This window comes from Streptomyces sp. NPDC002403 (genome assembly GCF_053593015.1).
In genome coordinates this window covers 21,357-42,043 of the sequence record NZ_JBSFBQ010000042.1, presented here as the reverse complement: position 1 = coordinate 42,043, position 20,687 = coordinate 21,357, and the positions used below count along the sequence as shown (strand labels likewise).

Below are 20,687 nucleotides of genomic sequence, written 5' to 3'. Positions count from 1 at the left end.
CCCATGACCGTCGACGCCGTCGATCTCATCGACCTCTACGCCGCGGAGGGTGTGGGGAACGAGGAGTACGAGTTCCCCGCCTCCGACGCCCAGAGCCGCCTGCTCGTCCTCGACCAGCTGAACCCGGGCTCCCCCCAGTACAACGTCCCGGTCGCCTTCGCGGTGCACGGGCCCTTCGACAAGGCCGCGTTCGGCCGCGCGCTGGACGCGCTCGTCGACCGGCACGAGGCGCTGCGCACCGTGTTCCGGACCGCCGGGGACGGCACCCCGGCACAGCGCGTCTCGGCCGTCGGGCGGGTGCCGCTCACGGTCCGCCGGGACGTGCCCGCCGGCCGTGCGGACGACCTGGTGCGTGCCGAGGCCGCCCGTCCCTTCGACACCGCCGAGGGGCCGCTGCTGCGCTGCACCGTGTACGCCGTCGACGACGGCAGCCACCGGGTGCTGCTCGTCGCCCACCACCTGGTCTGCGACGGCTGGTCGCTCGGCCTCATGCTGGAGGGACTGTCCGAGGGGTACCGGCACGAGGCCGGGGGCCTGACGTACCGGCCCGCCGAGCTACCGATCCAGTTCCCCGACTACGCGGCCTGGCAGCGGGAGCGCGCCGCGGACGGGGCGTTCGAGGCGTCCGTGGAGCACTGGGTCGGCCTGTTGCGCGGCGCGCCCACCACCATGGAGCTGCCGCTGGACCGTCCGCGCCCGCCGGTCCGCACGGCCGCCGGGGGCACCGAGCGTTTCCTGCTCGGCGCCGAGGTCAGGGAACGCCTGGCCGAGGTGGCCGCTGCCTCGGGCGCCACGCCGTTCATGACGATGTTCGCCGCGTACGCCGCGTTCCTCTCCCGTCTCTCGGGCGGCGACGACCTGGTCATCGGCTATCCGGCGTCGGGGCGCGAGCGGCCCGAGCTCCAGGAGATGGTCGGGATGCTGACCAACACCCTGGCGATGCGCGTGGACCTGTCCGGCGATCCCTCGCTCGACGAGCTCACCCACCGGGTCCGGGCCTCGATGCTGGCGGCCCAGCCCTACCAGGACGCGCCGTTCGAGGCGGTGGTCGACACCCTCGCCCCCGTCCGTGAGACCAGCCACGACCCGGTGGTGCAGGTGGCGCTCAGCTACGAGGACGAGGCCGCGCCGGATCTCGCGCTGGCCGGCGCGACGACCGAACGGCTCCCCCTGACCCTGGACACCGCCAAGTTCGACTTCCACCTGTTCATGGAGCGTTGGGGCGCCGGACTCGCCGCCCAGTTCATCTACCGCAGCGACCTGTTCGAGGCCGGAACGGTCCACCGCTGGACGGAGAACTTCCGTACGCTGCTGGCCGGGCTCCTCGCGGACCCGTCCGCGCCGCTGTCCACCGTGGAGCTGGTGCCGGCCGACGAATGCCGCCGGATCATCGCGGGCGCCGACCGCCTCGCACAGGCCGCGCCGCTGGACCGTCTGGTGCCCGATCTGATCGCCGACCGGGCGGCCGAACGCCCCGATGCCACGGCCCTGGTCTGCGGTGAACTCCGCCTGAGCTACGCCGAACTGCTCGCCAGGGCCGACGCGCTGGCCGCCCGGCTGCGTGCCGCCGGAGTGCGGCCGGGCTTCCGGGTCGGTCTGCTGCTGCCCCGCTCGGCCGACCAGGGCATCGCGGCGCTCGCCGTCCTGCGCGCGGGCGGTGCGTACGTCCCGCTGGACCAGGCGCACCCGGAGGCCAGGCTCCGCCACATGGTGGGGAGTTCGGGCACCGGGCTGCTCCTGACCTCCCGGGAGACCGCGGAGAAGGGCGGGAGCCTGGCGGTGCCGTGCATCCGGGTCGACCGCCCGGCCGTCACGGACCCCGTCCTGCCGGGGGCCGTCACGACCGGTGGGGCACCGGGTCCCGAGGACCTCGCCTATGTGCTGTTCACCTCGGGCTCCACCGGCGTCCCCAAGGGCGTCGCCATCGAGCACCGGGCGCTGATCAACCTCACCCGGGCGGTCCGGCACTCCTTCCCCGTCGATGCCGACGACCGGGTGCTGCAGTTCGTGTCGTTCGGCTTCGACGTCGCCGTGTCCGACCTCTTCTTCCCCTGGGTGGCCGGGGCGGAACTGCACATCCCGCAGGAGGACGAGCGGATCGGCGAAGCGCTGCTGGAGCGGCTGCGGGACTCGCGCATCACCTATGTGTTCCTGCCGCCGTCCGCCGCGATGCTGCTGCCCGACCTGACCGGACAGCTGCCCGAGCTGCGGACCGTCGCGGTCGGCGGCGAGGCGTGCCCGGCCGAACTGGTCGAGCGGCTCAGCGCGCCCGGCCGGCGGATCGTGAACGCGTACGGCCCCAGCGAGGTCACCGTCTACGCGACCACCGGCGACCTCACCCCCGGTGAGCCCGTGGTGCTCGGCGGCGCCGTGCCCGGGGCCCGGGTCTACGTCCTCGACGAGCGGCTCCGGCCGGTGCCCGCCGGGGTCGCCGGTGAGATCTACGTGGCCGGGGCCTCGCTGGGGCGGGGCTACATCGGCCGGCCCGCCCTGACCGCCGAACGGTTCGTCGCCGACCCGCACGGCGCACCGGGCACCCGGATGTACCGCACCGGCGACCTCGGCCGGATCGACGCGCACGGCCTCATCCACTACCTCGGGCGCTCCGACCTCCAGGTCAAGCTGCGCGGTGTACGCGTCGAACTCGGCGAGATCGAGACCCTGCTGGCGGGTGCGCCGGGCGTCGCCCTGGCGGCGGCCACCGTCCGCGGCACGGGCACCGCCCAGCGGCTCGTGGCGTATGTCGTGGGCCGGGACGGGGCGGCGCCGCCGGACGCGGAGCTGCGCGCCCATCTCGCCCGGCGGCTGCCGGGGTCCATGGTGCCCGAGGTGCTCGTGCGCCTGGACGAGATGCCGCTCAGCAGCAACGGCAAGATCGACCGGGCCCGGCTCCCGGAACCCGCCACCGTACGGTGCCGGCCGGACGGCTCGACCACCGTCGCGGGCACCGCGACCGAGCGGCTGGTGGCCGGTCTGTGGGCCCGGGTGCTCAACCTCGAACTCGTCGCCGTCACCGACCACTTCTTCGATCTGGGCGGCAACTCGATCCGGCTGCTGAGCGTCCTGTCCGCCCTGCGCGAGCTGGGGACGTACGGCGAACTCAGCCTGGTCGACCTGTTCCGTCACCCCACCGTCAGCTCCCTCGCGGCCTTCCTCGACAGGGCCGCCGCCGGAACCGCCGCCGAACCTCCCGCCGCCACGGCCGCCGCGCGCGGCGGTGACCGGCACGCACGACGCACCGCCGCAGCCCGTCGACTCAGCTACCGGAAAGGCTCCACACGATGACCGAGAACGCCAGCGCCGCCGAGCCCCTCGCAGCCGACTCCGCGATCGCGGTCGTCGGGATGAGCGGACGTTTCCCCGGCGCCCCCGACCTGGACGCCTACTGGGAGAATCTGCTCGGCGGGCTCTGCTCGGTGACCGATTTCACCGAGGAGGAACTGATCGCCGACGGCGCCGACCCGCAGGAGGTGCGCGGCCGCGACTACATACCGGCCAAGGGCCATCTCGCGGACGCGGACCGCTTCGACGCGGAGCTGTTCGGCTTCAACCGCACCGAGGCGGCGGCCCTCGACCCCCAGCACCGGTTGCTCCTGCAGACGGCCTGGTCCGCGCTGGAGAACGCCGGCCGCAGCCCGCTCGGCGGCACGGCACGTACCGGTGTGTACGTCGGCGGCGGCCCCACCGAGCACATGCTGGCCGCGCAGACCGATCCACGGCTCGCCGCGTCCGTCGGGGCGCTCCAGGTGCGCATCCTCACCGACCGCGAGTTCCTCGCCCCCTGGATCTCCTACCGGCTGGGCCTGGAGGGGCCGAGCCTGACGGTGCAGACGGCCTGCTCGACCTCGCTGACGGCGGTGCACCTCGCGGTGCAGTCCCTGCTGCTGGGCGAGTGCGACACGGCACTGGCCGGGGGCGTCGCCGTGGACACGGTGCGCAAGCGGGGCTACCTCCATCAGCAGGGCGGCATCTACTCGCCGGACGGCCGCTGCCGGCCCTTCGACGAGCGGGCCGGCGGCACCGTGCCGGGCAACGGGGTGGGTGTGGTCGTGCTGCGCCGGCTGTCCGACGCGCTCGCCGACAACGACCCGGTCCGGGCGGTCATCCGGGGCAGCGCCGTCACCAACGACGGCGCGACCAAGGTCGGGTTCACCGCGCCCGGCGTCGACCAGCAGACCGCCGCGATCGTGGAGGCGTGGGCCGCGGCCGGTCTCGACCCGGCCGACGCCCAGTACCTGGAGGCACACGGCACGGCCACCGCGCTCGGCGACCGCATCGAGGCGGCGGCGGCGACCGCCGCGTTCAAGGGAGCGCTCGGCACCGGGCGGATCGGGATCGGCTCGGTGAAGTCGAACATCGGCCACCTGGACGCCGCGGCAGGCGTGGCCGCGCTGATCAAGTCGGTGCTCATGCTGGAGCACGCCACCCTGGTGCCGAACGCCGACGCCGGCCGCCCGCACCCGGAACTCGGCTTCGACGACTCCCCGTTCCACCTGATCGAGCGGCCGGCCGCCTGGCCGGAGCCCGAGCACGGCCCCCGGCGGTCCGGGGTGAGCTCGGTCGGGATCGGCGGCACGAATGTGCATGTGGTCCTGGAGGAGGCTCCCCGGCGCACCGATGCCGGGGCACCAAAGGCGCAGGGCGCGCCGGAACTCCTGCTGCTGTCCGCCCGCACCCGGGAGGACCTCTGCGCGCTGGCCGGCCGGCTGGCCGGGGCGCTGCGGGCTCCGGGCGCCCCGTCCCTCGCCGACACCGCGTACACGCTGCGTCTGGGCCGTACGCCGATGGCCGTGCGCGGCTATGTGCGGGCCGGGGACCGGGCGGGGGCGGCGGAGCTGCTCGACGCGCTGGCCTCGGGCGGTGCGGTGGGGCTCGGCGGGCCCGACCCGCTCGGCGAGGCCTGGCTGGCGGGCGAGCCGGTGGTGCGGGAGGGCGACGGCCGGCGGGTCGCGCTGCCGTCCTACCCCTTCGCCGGCGAGAGCTACGGCGCGTACCGCCTCGGCCCGGTCGTCGAGGCCGCCGAGCAGCCGGAGCAGGGCGGCGGCGGTGCCGATCCGGAGCAGGGCGTACGGGCGCTGCTCGCCGAGGCCCTGGGTCTGGCGGACGCCGACGACCCGGAGATGACGTACTTCGCGGCCGGCGGCGACTCCCTGACCGCCGTCCACCTGGTCGGCTGCCTCCGGGACGACTTCGACCTCGACGTCCCCATCACGCTGTTCCTGGAACAGCTGACGCTGCACGAGATGGCCCGCCGCATCGTGGCCACCGGAGAGGGCGAGGACTCCCTCGACGCACTGCTCTCGGAGTTCGAGGCGGAGTGAGTGGGGCCACCGCACAGGGCTTGGGCCCCGACCCGGTAGGGGGTCGGGGCCCAAGCCCTGTGCGGTGCGTGGTGTCAGGCGACCGTGCGGGCCGCTCGGCCGGGCACGTGCGAGGCGACGAGATCCGCGACGTACGGCAGGTGGTCGTTCAGGAAGAAGTGGCCGCCGGGCAGTACATGCCGCTCGAAGGGACCTTCGGCCTCCCGCTCCCAGGCCTGCACTCCCTCGACGGAGACCCGGGGGTCGCTGTCACCGGTCAGCGCGACGACCGGGCAGTGGAGCGGCGGCCCGGGAACATGGGTACGGGCGGACAGCATGGCGTAGTCGGCGCGCAGCGGCGGCAGTGCGAGTTCGAGGATCTCCGGATGGGTCAGCAACTCCTCGTCCGTGCCGGACAGCAGTCGCATCTCCCGGATCAGGTCGTCGTCGCTGGGCGATTCGGGGAGCCGCGAGCGGCGCGGCAGCGAGGGGCCCTCGCTGCCCGAGACGAACAGCACGGCGGGCTCCCGCCCTTCGGCCGCGAGCCGCCGCGCCGTCTCGAACGCCAGGAGCGCACCCATGCTGTGGCCGAACAGCAGAAGCGGCCGGCCCCCGCTCGGAGGGAGCGAGGCCAGCACCGCGTCCACGACGACGCCGAACCGTTCGGCGAACGGTTCGGCGAATCGGTCGTGGCGCCCGGGGTACTGCACGACCAGTGCCTCCACCGTCCCCGTGACCTCGGTCGCCAGCGGGATGTACCCACTGGCCGAACCACCCGCGTGCGGGAAGCACAACATTTGCGCCCCGGCTTCGGGGGCCGGGCGGAAGCACCTTGTCCAGTTGTTCACGACATCCCTTCTCTCGTGTTCTCGGTCCGGTCCGTGACCGACTCCGTGAACGTCTCCGCTCACCGTTCGGCGGCGATCCAGCTCTCCAACTGCTCACGGGTGGTCGCCGGGTCCGCGACGAGAACGGCGAGTTCGTCGTCGCGGGGTTCCAGTGTCGTCAGGGCCGGGCAGCGGTGGCAGGCCTCGACACCGACCTGGTTCCACCACTTGCAGTGCGGGCGGAGGTGGCACCGTGGGACGGCGGCCGGACCGGGCTCGGCCGGTACGGTCGTGATCCGTTCGATCAGCCCGCAGGCCTCGCCGACCCGGTTCGCGCAGTCCGACACGCAGTGCGAGGCGAACCGGAGCACCCGGTTGGGGGCGATCCCCTCCGGGATGCTACCGAGAACATCGGCGGCGGGTACGGGTTCGGCCAGGTAGACCACCTGATCGTGCTCCCCGGACCGTACGCCGAGGACAACGGTCTCCGGGCGGCTCGCATCACCGCTCGGACACCATCTGAGGGGGCTCTCCTGCCCGTCCCGGGCACGGTCCGCAGTGCTGTCCACGGTGCTCACCTCCGATTCGTCAGCAGGAACGCGGGGTTGTCGAGTTGACCACCATGCCGCCGATGACTCCGACGGTGACAGCGCCCTTCTGCTGCTCGGCGGCGACCGCCTGGGCGATGCTTCTGGCGAGCTGCTCCTGGCTGGTGATCCGCTCCGGACGCTCGGCGGCTGCGGCACCGGTGGTTCCGCCGACCGTGACGAGACCCGCAACGAGGGCTGCGGCAGCGGCCGCCGTACGCATGCTGTTGTTCATCCCTGTCCTCCATGGCGTCGGTCATTGCTTACGGAGTCGACGGTAGGGTCCGTGTACCACCGCGATCGGCAGTTCCGGCGGCGGCTTCGCGGGCGGTTCCCGCCCGCGCATTGCCCACTGGTCACGCAGCCAATAAAATCGCGGCATGTCGTCAAGCACCCAGCGGAAGCGGACCCGCAAGTCCCCGGCGGACCGGCGCGCGGAGATCGTCGACGCGGCGGCGGCGATCGCCCTGACCGAGGGGCTGGAGTGCATCACCCTGCGCCGGGTCGCCGAGCAGCTCGGCGTCCGCCCCGGTCTCATCAGCCACTACTTCCCCGCGGTCGAGGACCTGGTGGCCGAGGCCTTCGGCACCGCGGCGTGCGCCGAACTCGACTCCCTGCTGCCGGCGGACCGGGCGGCGGGGACGCCCACGGACCACCTCGCGCGCTTCTTCGCGCTCGCGACGGGCGCCGCGTACGACGACATCAGCCGATTGTGGATCAACGCCCGGCACCTCAGCCGTTACCGCCCCGTCCTGCGTGAGCGGGTCGGCCACCAGGAAGCCCTGTGGCGGGGCCGCCTGGAGGATCTCGTCCGCGAGGGCGTCGACTGCGGCGAGTTCCGCAGCGAAGATCCGTATGTGACGACGATTCGGATCCTCGTGGTCATCGACGGCCTGGGCGCGCATGCCAACACCTCGGCGGAAGGCCGCCCCGAGATCGTCACGCGCATGGCGGTCGGCACGGCCGAACGCGAACTCGGCCTGGAGAGCGGCACACTCACCGGGCGCGCGGCCACGCTCGATGTCAGTGGTGGTTCATAGACTCCCGCCATGAGTGAACCTGTGAACGAGAACGCGTCGGACCGGGCCGGATCCCGCGCGGTGACCGACCGGCCGTTGCCCATCGACATGGCGGTGGCCCGCCGGGTCGCCGAGGCGATGCGGGCCGCCGCGTCCGATGCCTGCACGGCCGCCGGGGTTCCGGACGGAAGCGGCTGGCTCACGGAGCTCGTACGGCCGGAGTTCGACAGCTTCCAGGAGCTCGTCGCCGTGCTCCGCAACGGCGCCGATCCCGATCATGTCCCGCTGATACCGGAGTTGTGCGCCGGGATTCTCGGTGACGCCGCCCGTACGGACCGCACCCTGGCCGGTGACCGGCAGGTGGACGCGCCGTTCTTCCACCACGGGGATCTCGTGGTGCGGGGACATCTGGACATCGCGGCTCCGTTCGTGGTCACCGGTTCCTTGACCGTCGAGGGCTGCCTGGCCGACTGCGGCCCCTACTCCGTCGTCGCGGTCGGCGGTGGAGTGACGGCCCACGCGGTGCACACCGACGGCGAGATGTCGGTCGGTGGCGACATCGCGGCCGAGGTGGTCTACGGCCACTACAACGACCACACGCTCCAGGCGGCCACCATCCGCGCCCGGCTGGTGATCGAGGACGAGCACTGCACGATCGCCGCGGTGAAGGCGGACACCCACTTCGACCTGGACGACTACCAGCAGGGATACGGCGAGGGCGTGCAGGAGCGACTGCGCGAGCTCCTGGTGGACGAGGTGTTCGGCGACGAGGAGGGCGAGGAGGACGAGGAGCAGCTGGACCGGAACCTGCTGTTCGGCCGGATGCGTGAGGGGCTGCCGGTCTTCCGCGCGAAGGACGCGTAGCGACCCGGCGCCCCGGCCCCGGAGGGGTACCGCCTACGCGCGCAGCGCCGCCAGGACTCTGCCGCGGAGCAGTTCGTACTCCTCGCGGAGCCGCACGATCTCCGCGGGCCGTTCGATCACGTCCCCGCCGACGACCATCTCCTCGGGGGCGAACCGCTCGCGCGTCAGATCGACCTCGATCCCCAGGCCCAGACGGTTCCACCAGTGGTAGTCCACTCGCTCGCCGTCGACATGGACCTCGCCGCGGATCAGATCACCGCCCAGCAGATCGTGCACCACCAGGGCGGTGACACCGCACTGGTCGCGCGCCGGATTGTCCGGGGTCCAGTCCGGACGGTGTGTCGGCGTCGTGGTGTCCGCGCCCCAGCCGTCGCGAATGGCCTGCTCCAGGTCGCTGAAATTGCTCAGTGTCATACCGCTCAGCCTCGCAGACGCCTCTGACAGTCCTCCCGGCCGCTCATGCCGGTGCCGGGATCTGCCGATGACGGGGTGGTCGTCGTCCATCCGCCGCGGTACCGCCCCCGGGGCTTCCCGGGGAACCCCCGGGGCGCTGAACACGGGGGTCCCGCCGTGCGTACCCCTGGGCGACGGCCGAAGTCGTGAACACTGCGGAAAGGAAAGCCAGCATGAGCACATCGCGGAACCACGAGGGACGTCCCGGGCGCCGGGCCGTCGTCGTCGCGGCCGGAGCCGCCTCGGTGGCGGCCGTACTCACCGCCTGCGGCAGCCGGCAGGGCTCCGGCGGATCCGATGGGGTCGACCCGGCCGACAACGGAACGGACACCGGCAAATCCACACTCGCGAAGACCGCCGACATCCCCGAGGGCGGCGGAACGGTCTTCCCGGACCAGGGCGTCGTGGTGACGCAGCCGAAGGCCGGCGAGTTCAAGGCGTTCTCCTCGAAGTGCACCCACCAGGGATGCACGGTGTCCAGCGTCTCGAACGGCACCATCGACTGCCCTTGTCACGGCAGCAAGTTCGACGCGTCGACCGGCGCCGTGGCACATGGCCCCGCCACCCAGCCGCTGCCCGCCAGGAAGATCACGGTCACGGGCGACTCGATCGCACTCACGCCCTGACCGCCTCGTCACCGGGCAGTGCCCGGGCTTCTTCCGACGGGCCGTCGCCGATGCCCAGCTCGGGGGTCGGCCTTCGGAAGCCCCGGGTGAGCCGGAGGAGACAGCAGAATCCGATGGCGAGCCAGCACCCTCCGACGGTGAGCGCCGCCGTGCTGAGCTGCGTCAGCAGGTAGACGGTCACACCGGCGCCGAGCACCGGCGCGACGACGTGTCCGAGCACGCCGACACCACCGGTGCCGCGGTTGCGGACGAAGTGGACGACGACGCAGGCGTTGACGACGGTGAAAGCGAGGAACGCACCGAAGTTGATGAACGAGGTCGCGGTCTCCAGGGAGAGACCGGGGCCGAGGAGACACATGGCCCCGGTGACCAGGAGGCAGAACACCGGGGTCCTGGTGCGAGGGTGGAGGGTTCCGAGGAACCGCGGCAGCACCCCGTCGCGGCCCATGATGTACATCAGCCGGCTGGAGCTGAGCTGCACGGCCAGGCCCGAGGCGAATCCGGCGACGATGCCGGCCATGTTGGTCCAGTCGGCGAAGGTCTGACCGCCGACCTGGACCGACATGGTGTACGACTTCGCCGGATGGTGCCCGAGATGGACGAGGCAGTAGGCGACGAAGAGCAGGACGAGGAATACCGTCACGCCGGTCAGGAGCTTGTTGACCCGGTCGGTCAGGGAGAGCCCGATGATGTTGACGAGGGTGGTCAGCCCGGCGTTGACCAGCATCCACACCCAGACCGGAACAGCCGGGAACTGGGCGTTGAGGTACACCGACTGGACGAGCCAGGCGACCATCGGCAGGAACAGGTAGTCGAGCAGTACCACCCAGCCGACGAGGAAGCCGACCGGGGCACCGATCACCTTCCTGGCGTAGAAGTACGCCGATCCCGAGACCGGGAAGTGCCGGGCCATCTTCGCGTAGCTCAGCGCGGTCAGGAACATCGCTCCGGTGGCGACGAGGAAGGCGGTCGGCGCCGTGCCCCCGCTGGCGGCGGCGATCACACCGAAGATCACCATCACCAGGCTGGGGGCCATGTAGGCGAGCCCGAAGGCGACCACCGAGGTGAGCGAGAGGCCGCCGCTCAGTTCGACCCGGTCCGTGGTCATGACGCCTCACCGTCCCGGGCGGGACGGCTGTGGACCGCCGCAGTGCCGGTGCGCAGGCCGGCCGGGGTCTCCGGGGAGATCGCCGGCGCGGGGTCGATACGGCCGTTGTAGAGCGGCAGTTCCAAAGAGGTGTCGCCGGGCTCGAAGTGGTCCCAGGGCCATGAGTCGCCGCTCGTGCCGTACTTCCGCGCCACCGCGACCCGGTCGAAGTCGATCACGCTCAGCAGGGTGGTGTCCTCCATCCCGGTGGCGGCGACGCGGATGGCGCCCTCCGGGTCGATCAGGAGACTCCGGCCCTGGGCCGTCGGGCCTGCACCGTTCACGCTCGCCACCCAGATCTGGTTGACGATGGCGTTCGCCTGGTTGACCGGGATCTTCTGCGCCCGGCCGGACGTCGAGGTCTGCACCAGGTTCACGACCAGTTCGGCGCCCATCCAGGCGAGGTGCCGGGTGACCTCCGGGTACCAGCTGTCGTAGCAGATGGAGAGGCCGACCCTGCCGGTGCCGGGCATGTCGAAGACGACGAACTCCCGGCCGACGCTCATCGGCTCGTAGGGGCGCCAGGTGAAGATCTTCCGGTAGCTCGCCACGAGTTCGCCCTGCGGGTCGTAGACCACGGCGGTGTTGTGGACGGCGCCGTCGGCGCCCCGTTCGAGCACGGTGCCCGGTATGAGCCAGATCCCCAGTTCGCGCGCCAGACCGGACAGGACCCGGCCGAAGGCGATCTACGACACCGCCGTCGAGGCGATCCTGACCGCGGCCGAACGCGCCGCGACGGGTTGACCTCCTCCGGCGCAGGAGAGCTCCGGGGCAGGCGGGACCTCCGGGTCACGCCTCAGGAACCACCCCTGCCGGGTGCCCGGTTCAGCCAGCAGCCCAGCACGCCGTCCGTGTCCGTGATGGTGGCGACGAGGGCGAGCGTGTTGCGGATCATCGCGGGGGTGTAGTCGGCCGGCACCCCGGCGATGGCATCGGACGGCACCACGGCGGTGTAGCCGAGATTCACCGCGTCGAACACGGCGTTGGGAACGGCGACATTGGCCGAGACCCCGGCGACGACGAGCGTGCGGCAGCCGAGGTTGCGCAGCAGCGCGTCCACATCGGTGCCGGCGATCGGCGAGAGACCGTGCAGCCGGCGTACGACGAGGTCCTCGTCGGCCACCTCGATCGGCGGGGCGATCCGTACCGCGGTGGTGCCGGAGTGCTGCTGCACGGGCAACCGGCCGGCTGCCCGGAAGAGCCGGGCGTTGCTGTTGGCCCCCCGGCCGTCGGGGCGCCGTTCGGCCACCGCGTGCAGCACCTGGACCCCGGCCCCGTGGGCGGCGGCGACCAGCCGGGCGACACGGTACAGGGCGCCGGACGACCTGGCCTCCTCGGCCAGTTCGGGCAGCGCGCTGCCGGGGCCGACGACCCCCTGCTGACACTCGACCGTGAGAAGCACGGTGGTGGCCGGATCGAGCTGCTCGGCGAGCTGAGTCCCCGACGGCACGGCTGCCCCTTTCTGCGGCGGACCGGGCGCCAGAGGCTAACCGCCATTGCGTGATGAGGGAAGAGACCTCATGATTTCTGACACACAGTCAGCAAACCGGAAGGGGCGCCCCATGACCGCCACTCAGCGACGGGGCCGTCGGATCATGATGACGGAAGCCGAACGCGACACCTATCTCACCGAGCAGCGCACCTGCCGGGTGGCCACCGTGGCCGAGGACGGCCGTCCGCACATCGGCGCCCTCTGGTTCACCTGGGACGGAACCTCGCTCTGGCTCTACTCGATCACCCGCAGCCTGCGCTGGTCCCAGCTGCGCCACGACCCGAGGATCGCGGTGGTCGTGGACGACGGGGTGGAGTACGGGGAGCTGCGCGGCATCGAGCTCTCCGGCGAGGCCGTCCCGGTCGGCGAAGCGCCCCGCACCGGCGAACCGTGCCCCGGACTCGTCGCGCCGGAACGGCTGTTCGCGGCGAAGTACTTCGGCATGGACACCATGCCGCACGACGGCCGCCACGCCTGGCTGCGGCTGACGCCACGGACCATCACCTCCTGGGACTTCCGGAAGCTCGCGGGGTCGTTCACCACCTGAGCACGCACCTGGCCACGGCCTGTCCGGCCCTGATCCGCCGGGCATTCCCTACGGCGCGTCCAGCTCCCGGCCGGCCACGCGCAGCGCCGTCACCGCCGCCCGGATCGACGGACGCCGGTCCGCGTCGGTACGCCACACGGCGTGGACGTGGCGTCGCATCTTCTGCCGTACGGGTACGAGCCGCACCCCGTCGGGCACGGGTCCGCGGCCGAGCCTCGGCGCCACACAGACGCCCATCCCGGCGGCGATCAGGGCGAGTTGGGTGTGGTGCTCGCCCGCCAGGTGCGCGATGCGCGGTTCGATGCCCTTCGAGCGGAGGGTGAACATCAGCCAGTCGTAGCAGAACTCCCCCTCGGGCCAGGACACCCAGTCGTCGTCGGCGAAATCCTCCAGGTCCACCTCGGCCCGGCCGGCGAGCCGATGGCCGGCAGGCATCGCGATGTCCGGTGCGTCGTCCAGGAGTTCGGCCTTGGCCAGACCACCGGGCACGGGCAGCCGCTTGTTGCTCCAGTCCAGTACCACCGCGAGGTCGGTGTCGCCTCTGAGCACGGCACGGATTCCGTCCTCGGGCTCCAGTTCCCAGGTACGCACGCGGAGTTCGGGGTGATCCCTGCGCAGCGTGTGGAGCACCGCGGGAAAGAGTCCGCGTGCCGCGGTCGGAAAGGCGGAGAGCCGGATCTCGCCCACCACTTCACCGCGCTGCGCCTCGATGTCGGACTGGGCCAGCTCGACCTGGGACAGGATCCGCGCCGCGTGGTCGGCGAGCAGCCGGCCGGCGTCGGTGAGCCGGACCCCGCGCCCGTTCTTGGCCAGGAGCTGTTGCCCCACCTCGCGCTCCAGCTTCGCCAGCTGCTGGGAGACCGCCGAGGTGGTCACATGCAACCCTTCGGCGGCGCCGCTCACGGAACCGTGCCGGGCCAGTGCGTCCAGGGTGCGCAGCCGCTCCAGATTCAACATGTAAGCAATGCTACGCAGACCCTCACACAAAATCTCGCTTGTTCTAAGTGGTCCGCTTCGCCATCGTTGAGTCCATGAGCGTCGCTGCCACACCGAAGTCCACCCCTCCCGCCCAGCCCTCCGCCCCGGCTCCGGCAGCTGTCCCCGCAGCCGCCCCGGCTCCGGTGCCCGCCGCCCGCCCTGCGCTGGACTGGCGGATCCGGTTCGGCGCGCTCTCGCTCATCTGGGGCTTCAGCTTTCTCCTGATCAAGGTCGGCACACAGGGGTACGCCCCGTTCCAGGTCACCCTCGGCCGCCTGCTGTCCGGCACGGCGGTCCTGGCCGTGGCGATGGCGGTCCGGCGTGAGCGGCTGCCGCGCGGTGCCCGCACCTGGGGGCATCTGGCCGTCGCGGCGTTCTTCCTGAACGCGCTGCCGTTCTCGCTCTTCGCCCATGCCGAGCTGACCATCCCCTCGACGCTGGCCGGCATCTGCAACGCGACCTCGCCCCTGTGGGGCATGGCCCTGTCGCTCGTCGCGCTCTCCGAGGACCGGCCCACCCGTCGCCGTGTCGCCGGACTCGGGCTGGGCTTTATCGGCGTACTGACCGTGCTGGGCGCCTGGCAGGGCTTCTCCGGGCTGGACCTCGGCGGCACAGCCATGGCCCTGCTCGCCTCACTCAGCTATCCGGTCGGCTGGATCTACGTCCGCAGGACGCTGGCGGGCAGCGGCTCCTCGACGCTCGCGCTGACCGGCAGTCAGCTCTTCCTCGGCACGGCGCAGATCGCCCTGGTGACCCCGCTGTTCACCTCGGCTCCCGACGGCTTCGCGCTGCTCCCGACCCTGGCCGTGGTGGCTCTCGGGGCGCTCGGCACCGGTTTCGCGGTCCTGGTGCAGTACGGCCTGGTGGAGGAGGTCGGACCGACGACGGCGCAGATGGTCACCTACTTCATCCCGGTCATCGCCACCGCCGCCGGGGTGGCCGTGCTCGGCGAGCAGCTGAGCTGGAACACCCCGGTGGGGGCCCTCGTGGTGCTGGCGGGCGCCGCACTCACCCAGAGCAGGCCCGGACGGGGCGGCCGGACCTCCGGCGGCCGGGCCGGGAGCGGGGATCACCCGTAGTTCAGCGGCTTCACCGGCCCCACCGCTGCCGCCACCGCATCCGCCAGGGGTCCGATGTCGGCCTCGGCGAGCGACGAGATCGTGAGCCGGATCCCCTGGGGCGCGGTCATCCGGAACCGCGCTCCGGGCGCCACCGCCCAGCCCGAGTGCAACAGCCTCGCCACCGCGCCGGTCTCGTCACCGACCGGCACCCACACATTCATCCCGCTGCGCCCGTGGGCCTCCACGCCCCGCTCCGCCAGCGCCCGCACGAGACCGTCCCGCCGCTTCGCGTACGCCCGCGCCACCCGGCCCGGATCGACGGCGCCCGAGGCCCACAGGTGCACCACGGCCCGCTGGAGCAGTCTGCTGACCCAGCCGGGGCCCAGCCGCTGGCGCCCCGCCACCCGGTCGACCGTGACCGGGTCGCCGGTCAGCACGGCGACCCGCAGGTCCGGCCCGTACGCCTTGGCCACGGACCGCACGAAGGCCCAGCGGTCCGTGGCACCGGCCAGCGGATGGAGCGGCAGGTCCACGATGCCGTGCCCGTGGTCGTCCTCGATCAGCAGGACGCCCCGGTGCCCGGCGAGGACTCCCCGCAGCTCGAAGGCGCGCCCGGCACCGATCGCCGCGCCGGTCGGGTTCTGCGCGCGGTCGGTGACCACCAGCGCGCGGGCGCCGTCGTTCAGCGCATCCTCGACGGCGTCGGGCACGGGCCCTTCGTCGTCGACCGCGACGGGCACGGGGCGCAGCCCCAGCGCCGGCACGAGATCCAGCAGGCTGCCCCAGCCGGGGTCCTCGATCGCCACCGCGTCACCGGGTCTGAGGTGCGCGACCAGCACGCGCTCGATCGCGTCCAGCGATCCGGAGGTCGCGACCACGGGCCCGGCCGGCACCCCGTCGGCGTCCAGCGCGGCGCGGGCGAGCCCGGCGAACTCCGGGTCCACCGGTGCCTGCCCGTACATTCCCGGCTGCCGCGCGTACTCCCCCGCGACCGCCGCGAGAACCTCACCCAGCGCGGGCAGCAGGGCCGGGTCGGGATTACCCGCCCCCAGATCCCGCACGCCCACGGGCGCCTCGACCCGGAGCGAACCACGCGCCGTGCTCGCCGGGCGCGGCCGCACCCTGCTGCCCCGGCGCCCGGCCGTCTCGATCACTCCGCGCTCGCGGAGCGTGCGGTAGGCGGCCGCCACCGTATTCGGATTCACCCCCAATCGCTCGGCCAACTCCCGCATGGGGGGCAGCGCTTGACCGGGTTCGAGCTCACCGGAGCCGACCCCGCTCTCCACACTGGCGGCAATGTCCGATGCGCGCCGCCCGACAATCCGATACTCTCCTAGCACAAACAAGATTATGCACTAGTGCAATGGAGTATGCAATGTCGGACACCGCATCGCAGCAGACCACGGCCCCGGAAGCCGCAGCCGGATACGAGCCGACCGAGCGCACCGTCCCGACCCGTTCCCGTGAACGGGCGGCATACGACCGGGAGGTGGTCCACTCGATACTCGACGAGGCGTACGTATGCCACCTCGGCTTCGTCCGTGACGGCGCGCCCGTAGTCCTGCCGACTCTCTTCGGCCGGGTCGGCGACCGGCTCTACGTACACGGCTCGACGGGATCCCGGCCGCTTCGCGAGGCCGGCCGCACCGACACCGGACTGCCCGTGTGCCTGACGGTGACACATGTCGACGGGCTGGTGCTGGCCCGCTCCGCCTTCCACCACTCGATCAACTACCGCTCCGTGGTGGTGCACGGCATCGCGCACACGGTCACCGACCCGCAGGAGCGGCGGACCGCCCTGGACGCCATCGTCGACCACGTGGTGCCGGGCCGCTCCGCCGACTCCCGGCCCGCCGACGAGAAGGAGCTGGCCGCGACCGCGGTGATCCGGCTGGACCTGCGGGAGGCGTCCGCCAAGATCCGTACCGGCGGCCCCAACGACGAGCCCCGTGACCTCGCGCTGCCCCACTGGGCGGGCGTCGTCCCGCTCGCCCGGGGCTATGCCGCGCCGCTCCCCGCGGACGACCTCGACCCCTCGATCGGGGTGCCCGACTACATCACCGCGCTCTGACACACCCCGGGGGCGGACGGCCCCACCACCGGGCAACGGGTCCACCCGCCCCGGCGGTCGGAGCCCGGCGCGCCCACGACCGCGAAGGGCCGTCCGGGACCGGCCTGCGCCGTCATGTCGCGGCTGGTCCCCGCCGCCGCTCGCATCCGGTCCCCGCGGCCGTCAGGTCGCGGCACGCCCGGCGGACAGCTCCCCCTCGGCGTCCGCGCGGTCGCCGTCCGGACCCTCGGGAACCATCACCCCCGGCCCCGAAGCGACGGGACCCGAGGGTGTCCGCGGCGTCGACGACTGGGCGATGAAGGCACCGATCAGCACCATGGCACCGCCGACGAGCTGGGGCGCCGACAGGTGCTCGCCGAGCATCACCCAGGCGAGCACGGTGGCGATGACCGCCTCCAGGCAGGCGACCACACCCGCGACCGCGGGGGAGAGCAGCCGCACCGAGATCACCCCGGTGACGTAGGCGATCACCGTCGCCAGCAACACGATCCAGACGAGCAGCAGCCAGGCCGGAACATCCGTGCCGTCCATGGCGGCACGGCCGCCCAGAATCGACCAGTCCATGCCCCAGGGCCGTGCGACCGCGGTGAGCACGACCGCCCCGATCAGCAGCCCGTAGGCGATGACACCGACCGGATTCGGCGGTTCGGCGCCGTCCGCCCCGCCCGCACTCCCCTGGTCCGACAGGACGAAGTAGCCGACCTGGCAGCAGGCGGCACCGAGCGCCAGCAGCAGTCCGACCGCGTCGAAGCTCAGCCCCGACCAGACCTCGACCACGCACGTCAGTCCGCCCACGGCGAGCACCACACCGACCGCTGCCCGCCGGGTGACCGGTCTGTGCTGGACGAACCGGACCCAGCCGAGGACGAGCGCGGGTGCCAGGTATTCGACGAGCAGGGCGACGCCGACGGGGATGCGGGAGATCGCGGCGAAGTAGAAGGCCTGCACACCCGCGACGGCGAGCAGTCCGAAGCCGAGCAGCAGGACCGGGCGGCTGCGCACCAGGTCCCGGTGACGCCAGGCCACCGGCAGCATGACCAGGGCCGCGCCCGCCACCCGTAGCCACACCACATGGAGCGGATCGAGTCCTGCCTCGATCAGCGGCTTGGCCGCAACCCCTGACCCACCGAATGCGAACGCCGAGGCCAGGGCTAGTCCCAGGCTGGCGCTTCTCCCCTGAGACGCGTGCATCGGCCCATCATGACAGCTGCGGTCAGCAGCGTCACCCCGGTCACCCCTGACACACTCGCCCCTGAGTACGTGGCTTCACCACGGTCTTCCCGTCGGCCCGGGGAGCCGGACCGGACGCCCGTCGACCGGTCGGTCAGCCCCCGGCCTCCCCCACGCCCTGGTCGGCGGCGTCCGCGATCCGGGCGGCGAGGCTGTCCGCGTCGATCCCGCCCCGGACCAGCACTTCCACGGCGCGGCACTCGTGATCCATGGCCAGCGCCGCGAGCAGATCGAGCCCTCCGGCCCGCACGTCGCCGCGCTTGTCTGCCCGGTCGAGCGCTCCGGCCATCGCCGAGGCGGCCGAGGGCGACCAGCCCTCAGCGTCCCGCACGGCGGAGTGCGGGTCCGGGACGACCGGGACCGCGCCGGAGTCCTCCACCGAGCCCTGCCAGCGGAGCCCGTATCCGATACTGCGCTGGACGAGGTAGCCGAGCACCCTGGCCAGTTGGGGCCCGCCCTCGAAGGCCGCCCGCACCGCGGGATCCGATTCGATCAGGGAGTGCAGCAGATGCGCGGTGTCGATCTGCCGGTCGCCGTCGCGCAGCGCACGCCTGCGGGCGCCCGTCACCACGGCGGCCAGCTCCACCGTGAGTCTGGCGTCGAGCTCGGCGCGGTTCGGGACGGGCTGCTGAGGGATCCGCGGCATCCGGTTGTGCACGTCTCCCACCCCATCAGTTCCGGAGCGCCGATACATCCCCGGAAGGACTCATCCAGGCATCCCGCTCAAGTTGGGCACACCCGAACGGTTTCTCCTCCTTGCGGATGAGATCTCGCCATTTCCGGATCCGATCGGTGAAAAGGGCGCGCGCCGCCTTGCCACGCGCTCCCTGAGCAACCGGAAGCCATTCCCTTACGTCCCACAGGCCATACCCATGCGACAGCCGGAAGGGGGACCGCGCACGTGTCCTGGTTGGTCGCCCTGCCGGCACTCGACGGGCGGGAGTACGTGTACCGGGTCCACGCACCGGCCGACGCACTGCGCGCCGACCTCTTCTGGGCCGCGTTCCACTGCCACGACGACGGCCCGCACCCGCGCGCCTTCGACCGGTTCGACGCCGCCCTGATCTGGCGCGCGGGAGCGGAAGGGACCGGCCACATGGATCTGACAGTTCATCAGTATTGAATGTTCCGACCACTGCGGCTACGTTCCGCGACACCGTAACCCGCCGAGAAGGGGTGGTCGCATGGCCGAAGTCAGTGCAGAGGCACGCATCGAAGCACCGGCCGAGAAGGTGTGGGCCCAGCTGACGGACTTCACCGCGTACGGTCAGTGGAACGCCACCCACACCAGCTTCCCCAAGGGCGGCCCGGAGACACTCGAACTCGCGGCCACCTACGAGGAGAACATGAAGCTCATGGGCTTCCCCGCCGAGGTGACCTGGACGGTGGCGGAACTGGAGACCGCACGCCTGCTGACCACCAGAGGCAAGGGCCCGATGGGCGTCAACCTGGCCATGCGCTACTCACTGACCCCCGACGGGGACGCCACCACGGTCCGTATCGACGGGGAGTTCACCGGCGCCGCGGTCTCCCTGATGGCGGGAAAGCTCAAGGATTCGGCGACGGCCGCGCTCGTCGAATCACTGCGCAAGCTGGGCGGCCTCATCACCGCCTGACGCCGTCCGCACGGCGGAAGGGGCCTCGCGGCTCGGCCGCGAGGCCCCTGTCACCACACCCGCGAACACCGCGCCCACCGGCTCAGTGTTCGTCGGCAAGGATCAGATACAGCTTCTTGCGGGCCTCGTTGATGACCGTCAGAGCCTTCTGGCGCTGGTCGGCCGAGCCGGTCTTCCAGACCTGCCCGAACGCCTCCATCAGACCGAAGCCGGCCTGCCGGATCTCATTGGCGCTCTCCCAGTCGACGCCGCGCCCGGCTTCCTCCCAGGGCGCCTCGGACCCCGACTCCGCCTCGGCGCGCCCGGTGTCGGTGAGCGTGAACAGCTTCTTGCCGCCCTCGCTCGCGCTGACGATCAGACCCTCGTCCTCCAGCAGCTGAAGGGTCGGGTAGACCGAGCCGGGGCTGGGCCGCCAGGCCCCACCGCTGCGCTCCCCGATCTCCTGGATCATCTCGTAGCCGTGCATCGGCCGGTCCTTGAGCAGCGCCAGGATCGACGCGCGCACGTCACCGCGCCGCGCCCTCCCCCGGCCGCCGCCCCGGCCACGCCCGCCACCGAAGGGTCCACCCCCGAAGGGCCCGCCCCCGAACGGCGGCCCGAACTGCCCGAAGGCCGCCCGCCGCCCCTCGAAGTCACCACGCCCCTGATGACCGGGCCCACAGTGCCCATGCCCATGACCGAACTCGTGCTCGTGTCCATGTGAACGCATCACTACGCTCCTTACATCGTTGATCTGTCGCGATGCGTCAACGATATATCGGAACCGATCGCATGGCAATGCCTTGCCGATGGGCACACAGTCCGCCGACGGAGGGCGATGCCGACGTGCAGGTCGACGGCCACACCGATCGGCTGCGCCCGCCCGCGCC

Annotated in this window: 22 protein-coding genes; 10 read left to right on the top strand and 12 right to left on the bottom strand. The window is 72.2% G+C overall.

Annotated elements, in window-relative coordinates; genetic code table 11:
• Nucleotides 1–3: 3 nt before the first annotated feature.
• Together ACWCPY_RS32570 and ACWCPY_RS32565 are read left to right on the top strand one after the other, a co-directional pair.
• Complete coding sequence (locus ACWCPY_RS32570) at nt 4–3,285, top strand: non-ribosomal peptide synthetase (protein ID WP_451271053.1); 3,282 nt, start codon at nt 4–6, stop codon at nt 3,283–3,285.
• Nucleotides 3,282–5,321, top strand: coding sequence for a beta-ketoacyl synthase N-terminal-like domain-containing protein (locus ACWCPY_RS32565; RefSeq protein WP_451271051.1), 2,040 nt, complete (start codon nt 3,282–3,284; stop codon nt 5,319–5,321). Before ACWCPY_RS32570 ends, ACWCPY_RS32565 begins: the two co-directional genes overlap by 4 nt.
• Nucleotides 5,322–5,395: 74 nt before the next feature.
• Here the strand turns inward: ACWCPY_RS32565 and ACWCPY_RS32560 are convergent, their stop codons facing one another.
• The 3 genes from ACWCPY_RS32560 to ACWCPY_RS32550 all read right to left on the bottom strand — a co-directional run bounded on the left by ACWCPY_RS32560 (nt 5,396) and on the right by ACWCPY_RS32550 (nt 6,949).
• A complete protein-coding gene (locus ACWCPY_RS32560; protein ID WP_451271049.1) occupies nt 5,396–6,097 on the bottom strand; it encodes a thioesterase II family protein in 702 nt (233 codons plus the stop codon).
• Nucleotides 6,098–6,207: 110 nt separating this feature from the next.
• Nucleotides 6,208–6,696, bottom strand: a complete 489-nt coding sequence (locus ACWCPY_RS32555) for a hypothetical protein (protein WP_362453660.1) — start codon at nt 6,694–6,696, stop codon at nt 6,208–6,210.
• Between the two features lie 19 nt (nt 6,697–6,715).
• On the bottom strand, nt 6,716–6,949 hold the full coding sequence (locus ACWCPY_RS32550) for a hypothetical protein (protein WP_362453661.1): 234 nt from the start codon (nt 6,947–6,949) through the stop codon (nt 6,716–6,718).
• A 145-nt stretch (nt 6,950–7,094) separates the two neighbouring features.
• On the opposite strand from ACWCPY_RS32550, the gene ACWCPY_RS32545 reads away from it, so the two are divergent.
• Together ACWCPY_RS32545 and ACWCPY_RS32540 are read left to right on the top strand one after the other, a co-directional pair.
• Nucleotides 7,095–7,754: a TetR/AcrR family transcriptional regulator gene (locus ACWCPY_RS32545; RefSeq protein WP_451271046.1), complete on the top strand. Its 660-nt coding sequence runs from the start codon at nt 7,095–7,097 to the stop codon at nt 7,752–7,754.
• A gap of 9 nt (nt 7,755–7,763) precedes the next feature.
• Complete coding sequence (locus tag ACWCPY_RS32540) at nt 7,764–8,597, top strand: hypothetical protein (RefSeq protein ID WP_451271044.1); 834 nt, start codon at nt 7,764–7,766, stop codon at nt 8,595–8,597.
• A 33-nt stretch (nt 8,598–8,630) separates the two neighbouring features.
• Here the strand turns inward: ACWCPY_RS32540 and ACWCPY_RS32535 are convergent, their stop codons facing one another.
• Nucleotides 8,631–9,011 carry a YunG family protein gene (locus ACWCPY_RS32535; RefSeq protein WP_451271042.1) on the bottom strand — a complete coding sequence of 127 codons (381 nt, stop codon included), beginning with the start codon at nt 9,009–9,011 and terminating at the stop codon, nt 8,631–8,633.
• A gap of 212 nt (nt 9,012–9,223) precedes the next feature.
• Here ACWCPY_RS32535 and ACWCPY_RS32530 point away from each other — a divergent pair, with 212 nt between their 5' ends.
• Nucleotides 9,224–9,676 (top strand): Rieske (2Fe-2S) protein, encoded by a 453-nt coding sequence (locus ACWCPY_RS32530; protein WP_451271040.1) that lies wholly within the window; start codon nt 9,224–9,226, stop codon nt 9,674–9,676.
• On the opposite strand, the gene ACWCPY_RS32525 is transcribed toward ACWCPY_RS32530, so the two are convergent.
• The 3 genes from ACWCPY_RS32525 to ACWCPY_RS32515 all read right to left on the bottom strand — a co-directional run bounded on the left by ACWCPY_RS32525 (nt 9,666) and on the right by ACWCPY_RS32515 (nt 12,273).
• Nucleotides 9,666–10,784: an APC family permease gene (locus tag ACWCPY_RS32525; protein ID WP_451271038.1), complete on the bottom strand. Its 1,119-nt coding sequence runs from the start codon at nt 10,782–10,784 to the stop codon at nt 9,666–9,668. The two genes, ACWCPY_RS32530 and ACWCPY_RS32525, sit on opposite strands and share 11 nt — an antisense overlap.
• Nucleotides 10,781–11,443, bottom strand: coding sequence for a carbon-nitrogen hydrolase family protein (locus ACWCPY_RS32520; protein WP_451271036.1), 663 nt, complete (start codon nt 11,441–11,443; stop codon nt 10,781–10,783). Before ACWCPY_RS32520 ends, ACWCPY_RS32525 begins: the two co-directional genes overlap by 4 nt.
• A 176-nt stretch (nt 11,444–11,619) precedes the next feature.
• A complete protein-coding gene (locus tag ACWCPY_RS32515; RefSeq protein WP_451271034.1) occupies nt 11,620–12,273 on the bottom strand; it encodes a cysteine hydrolase in 654 nt (217 codons plus the stop codon).
• A gap of 112 nt (nt 12,274–12,385) precedes the next feature.
• Here ACWCPY_RS32515 and ACWCPY_RS32510 point away from each other — a divergent pair, with 112 nt between their 5' ends.
• On the top strand, nt 12,386–12,862 hold the full coding sequence (locus ACWCPY_RS32510) for a pyridoxamine 5'-phosphate oxidase family protein (RefSeq protein WP_451271032.1): 477 nt from the start codon (nt 12,386–12,388) through the stop codon (nt 12,860–12,862).
• Nucleotides 12,863–12,910: 48 nt separating this feature from the next.
• On the opposite strand, the gene ACWCPY_RS32505 is transcribed toward ACWCPY_RS32510, so the two are convergent.
• Complete coding sequence (locus ACWCPY_RS32505; RefSeq protein WP_451271030.1) at nt 12,911–13,819, bottom strand: LysR family transcriptional regulator; 909 nt, start codon at nt 13,817–13,819, stop codon at nt 12,911–12,913.
• A gap of 74 nt (nt 13,820–13,893) precedes the next feature.
• On the opposite strand from ACWCPY_RS32505, the gene ACWCPY_RS32500 reads away from it, so the two are divergent.
• Entirely contained in the window at nt 13,894–14,919 is a 1,026-nt protein-coding gene (locus tag ACWCPY_RS32500) for a DMT family transporter (RefSeq protein WP_451271028.1), read from the top strand.
• Here the strand turns inward: ACWCPY_RS32500 and ACWCPY_RS32495 are convergent.
• Entirely contained in the window at nt 14,910–16,241 is a 1,332-nt protein-coding gene (locus ACWCPY_RS32495; protein WP_451271026.1) for an aminotransferase class I/II-fold pyridoxal phosphate-dependent enzyme, read from the bottom strand. The two genes, ACWCPY_RS32500 and ACWCPY_RS32495, sit on opposite strands and share 10 nt — an antisense overlap.
• A gap of 35 nt (nt 16,242–16,276) precedes the next feature.
• On the opposite strand from ACWCPY_RS32495, the gene ACWCPY_RS32490 reads away from it, so the two are divergent.
• The gene (locus ACWCPY_RS32490) at nt 16,277–16,972 is read left to right on the top strand and encodes a pyridoxamine 5'-phosphate oxidase family protein (protein ID WP_451271024.1); all 696 of its coding nucleotides are present in this window, start codon (nt 16,277–16,279) and stop codon (nt 16,970–16,972) included.
• A 162-nt stretch (nt 16,973–17,134) separates the two neighbouring features.
• Here the strand turns inward: ACWCPY_RS32490 and ACWCPY_RS32485 are convergent, their stop codons facing one another.
• Both ACWCPY_RS32485 and ACWCPY_RS32480 read right to left on the bottom strand, forming a co-directional pair.
• Nucleotides 17,135–18,163 carry an EamA family transporter gene (locus ACWCPY_RS32485; RefSeq protein ID WP_451271022.1) on the bottom strand — a complete coding sequence of 343 codons (1,029 nt, stop codon included), beginning with the start codon at nt 18,161–18,163 and terminating at the stop codon, nt 17,135–17,137.
• Nucleotides 18,164–18,296: 133 nt separating this feature from the next.
• Nucleotides 18,297–18,860: a Clp protease N-terminal domain-containing protein gene (locus ACWCPY_RS32480; protein WP_451271020.1), complete on the bottom strand. Its 564-nt coding sequence runs from the start codon at nt 18,858–18,860 to the stop codon at nt 18,297–18,299.
• Nucleotides 18,861–19,103: 243 nt separating this feature from the next.
• Between ACWCPY_RS32480 and ACWCPY_RS32475 the strand changes: the two genes are divergently transcribed.
• Together ACWCPY_RS32475 and ACWCPY_RS32470 are read left to right on the top strand one after the other, a co-directional pair.
• Nucleotides 19,104–19,325, top strand: a complete 222-nt coding sequence (locus tag ACWCPY_RS32475) for a hypothetical protein (RefSeq protein ID WP_451271018.1) — start codon at nt 19,104–19,106, stop codon at nt 19,323–19,325.
• A gap of 61 nt (nt 19,326–19,386) precedes the next feature.
• Nucleotides 19,387–19,818 carry a type II toxin-antitoxin system Rv0910 family toxin gene (locus ACWCPY_RS32470; RefSeq protein WP_451271016.1) on the top strand — a complete coding sequence of 144 codons (432 nt, stop codon included), beginning with the start codon at nt 19,387–19,389 and terminating at the stop codon, nt 19,816–19,818.
• An 82-nt stretch (nt 19,819–19,900) separates the two neighbouring features.
• On the opposite strand, the gene ACWCPY_RS32465 is transcribed toward ACWCPY_RS32470, so the two are convergent.
• Nucleotides 19,901–20,527 (bottom strand): PadR family transcriptional regulator, encoded by a 627-nt coding sequence (locus ACWCPY_RS32465; protein ID WP_451271014.1) that lies wholly within the window; start codon nt 20,525–20,527, stop codon nt 19,901–19,903.
• Between the last annotated feature and the right edge of the window lie 160 nt (nt 20,528–20,687).

Bases quoted from the DNA above. Each gene is read 5' to 3' on its own strand.
- ACWCPY_RS32485 (WP_451271022.1), bottom strand. From the start codon at position 18,163: ATGCACGCGTCTCAGGGGAGAAGCGCCAGCCTGGGACTAGCCCTGGCC.
- ACWCPY_RS32560 (WP_451271049.1), bottom strand. From the start codon at position 6,097: ATGTTGTGCTTCCCGCACGCGGGTGGTTCGGCCAGTGGGTACATCCCG.
- ACWCPY_RS32530 (WP_451271040.1), top strand. From the start codon at position 9,224: ATGAGCACATCGCGGAACCACGAGGGACGTCCCGGGCGCCGGGCCGTC.
- ACWCPY_RS32535 (WP_451271042.1), bottom strand. From the start codon at position 9,011: ATGACACTGAGCAATTTCAGCGACCTGGAGCAGGCCATTCGCGACGGC.
- ACWCPY_RS32505 (WP_451271030.1), bottom strand. From the start codon at position 13,819: ATGTTGAATCTGGAGCGGCTGCGCACCCTGGACGCACTGGCCCGGCAC.
- ACWCPY_RS32545 (WP_451271046.1), top strand. From the start codon at position 7,095: ATGTCGTCAAGCACCCAGCGGAAGCGGACCCGCAAGTCCCCGGCGGAC.
- ACWCPY_RS32490 (WP_451271024.1), top strand. From the start codon at position 16,277: ATGTCGGACACCGCATCGCAGCAGACCACGGCCCCGGAAGCCGCAGCC.
- ACWCPY_RS32500 (WP_451271028.1), top strand. From the start codon at position 13,894: ATGAGCGTCGCTGCCACACCGAAGTCCACCCCTCCCGCCCAGCCCTCC.
- ACWCPY_RS32540 (WP_451271044.1), top strand. From the start codon at position 7,764: ATGAGTGAACCTGTGAACGAGAACGCGTCGGACCGGGCCGGATCCCGC.
- ACWCPY_RS32565 (WP_451271051.1), top strand. From the start codon at position 3,282: ATGACCGAGAACGCCAGCGCCGCCGAGCCCCTCGCAGCCGACTCCGCG.
- ACWCPY_RS32470 (WP_451271016.1), top strand. From the start codon at position 19,387: ATGGCCGAAGTCAGTGCAGAGGCACGCATCGAAGCACCGGCCGAGAAG.
- ACWCPY_RS32465 (WP_451271014.1), bottom strand. From the start codon at position 20,527: ATGCGTTCACATGGACACGAGCACGAGTTCGGTCATGGGCATGGGCAC.
- ACWCPY_RS32510 (WP_451271032.1), top strand. From the start codon at position 12,386: ATGACCGCCACTCAGCGACGGGGCCGTCGGATCATGATGACGGAAGCC.
- ACWCPY_RS32550 (WP_362453661.1), bottom strand. From the start codon at position 6,949: ATGAACAACAGCATGCGTACGGCGGCCGCTGCCGCAGCCCTCGTTGCG.
- ACWCPY_RS32570 (WP_451271053.1), top strand. From the start codon at position 4: ATGACCGTCGACGCCGTCGATCTCATCGACCTCTACGCCGCGGAGGGT.
- ACWCPY_RS32525 (WP_451271038.1), bottom strand. From the start codon at position 10,784: ATGACCACGGACCGGGTCGAACTGAGCGGCGGCCTCTCGCTCACCTCG.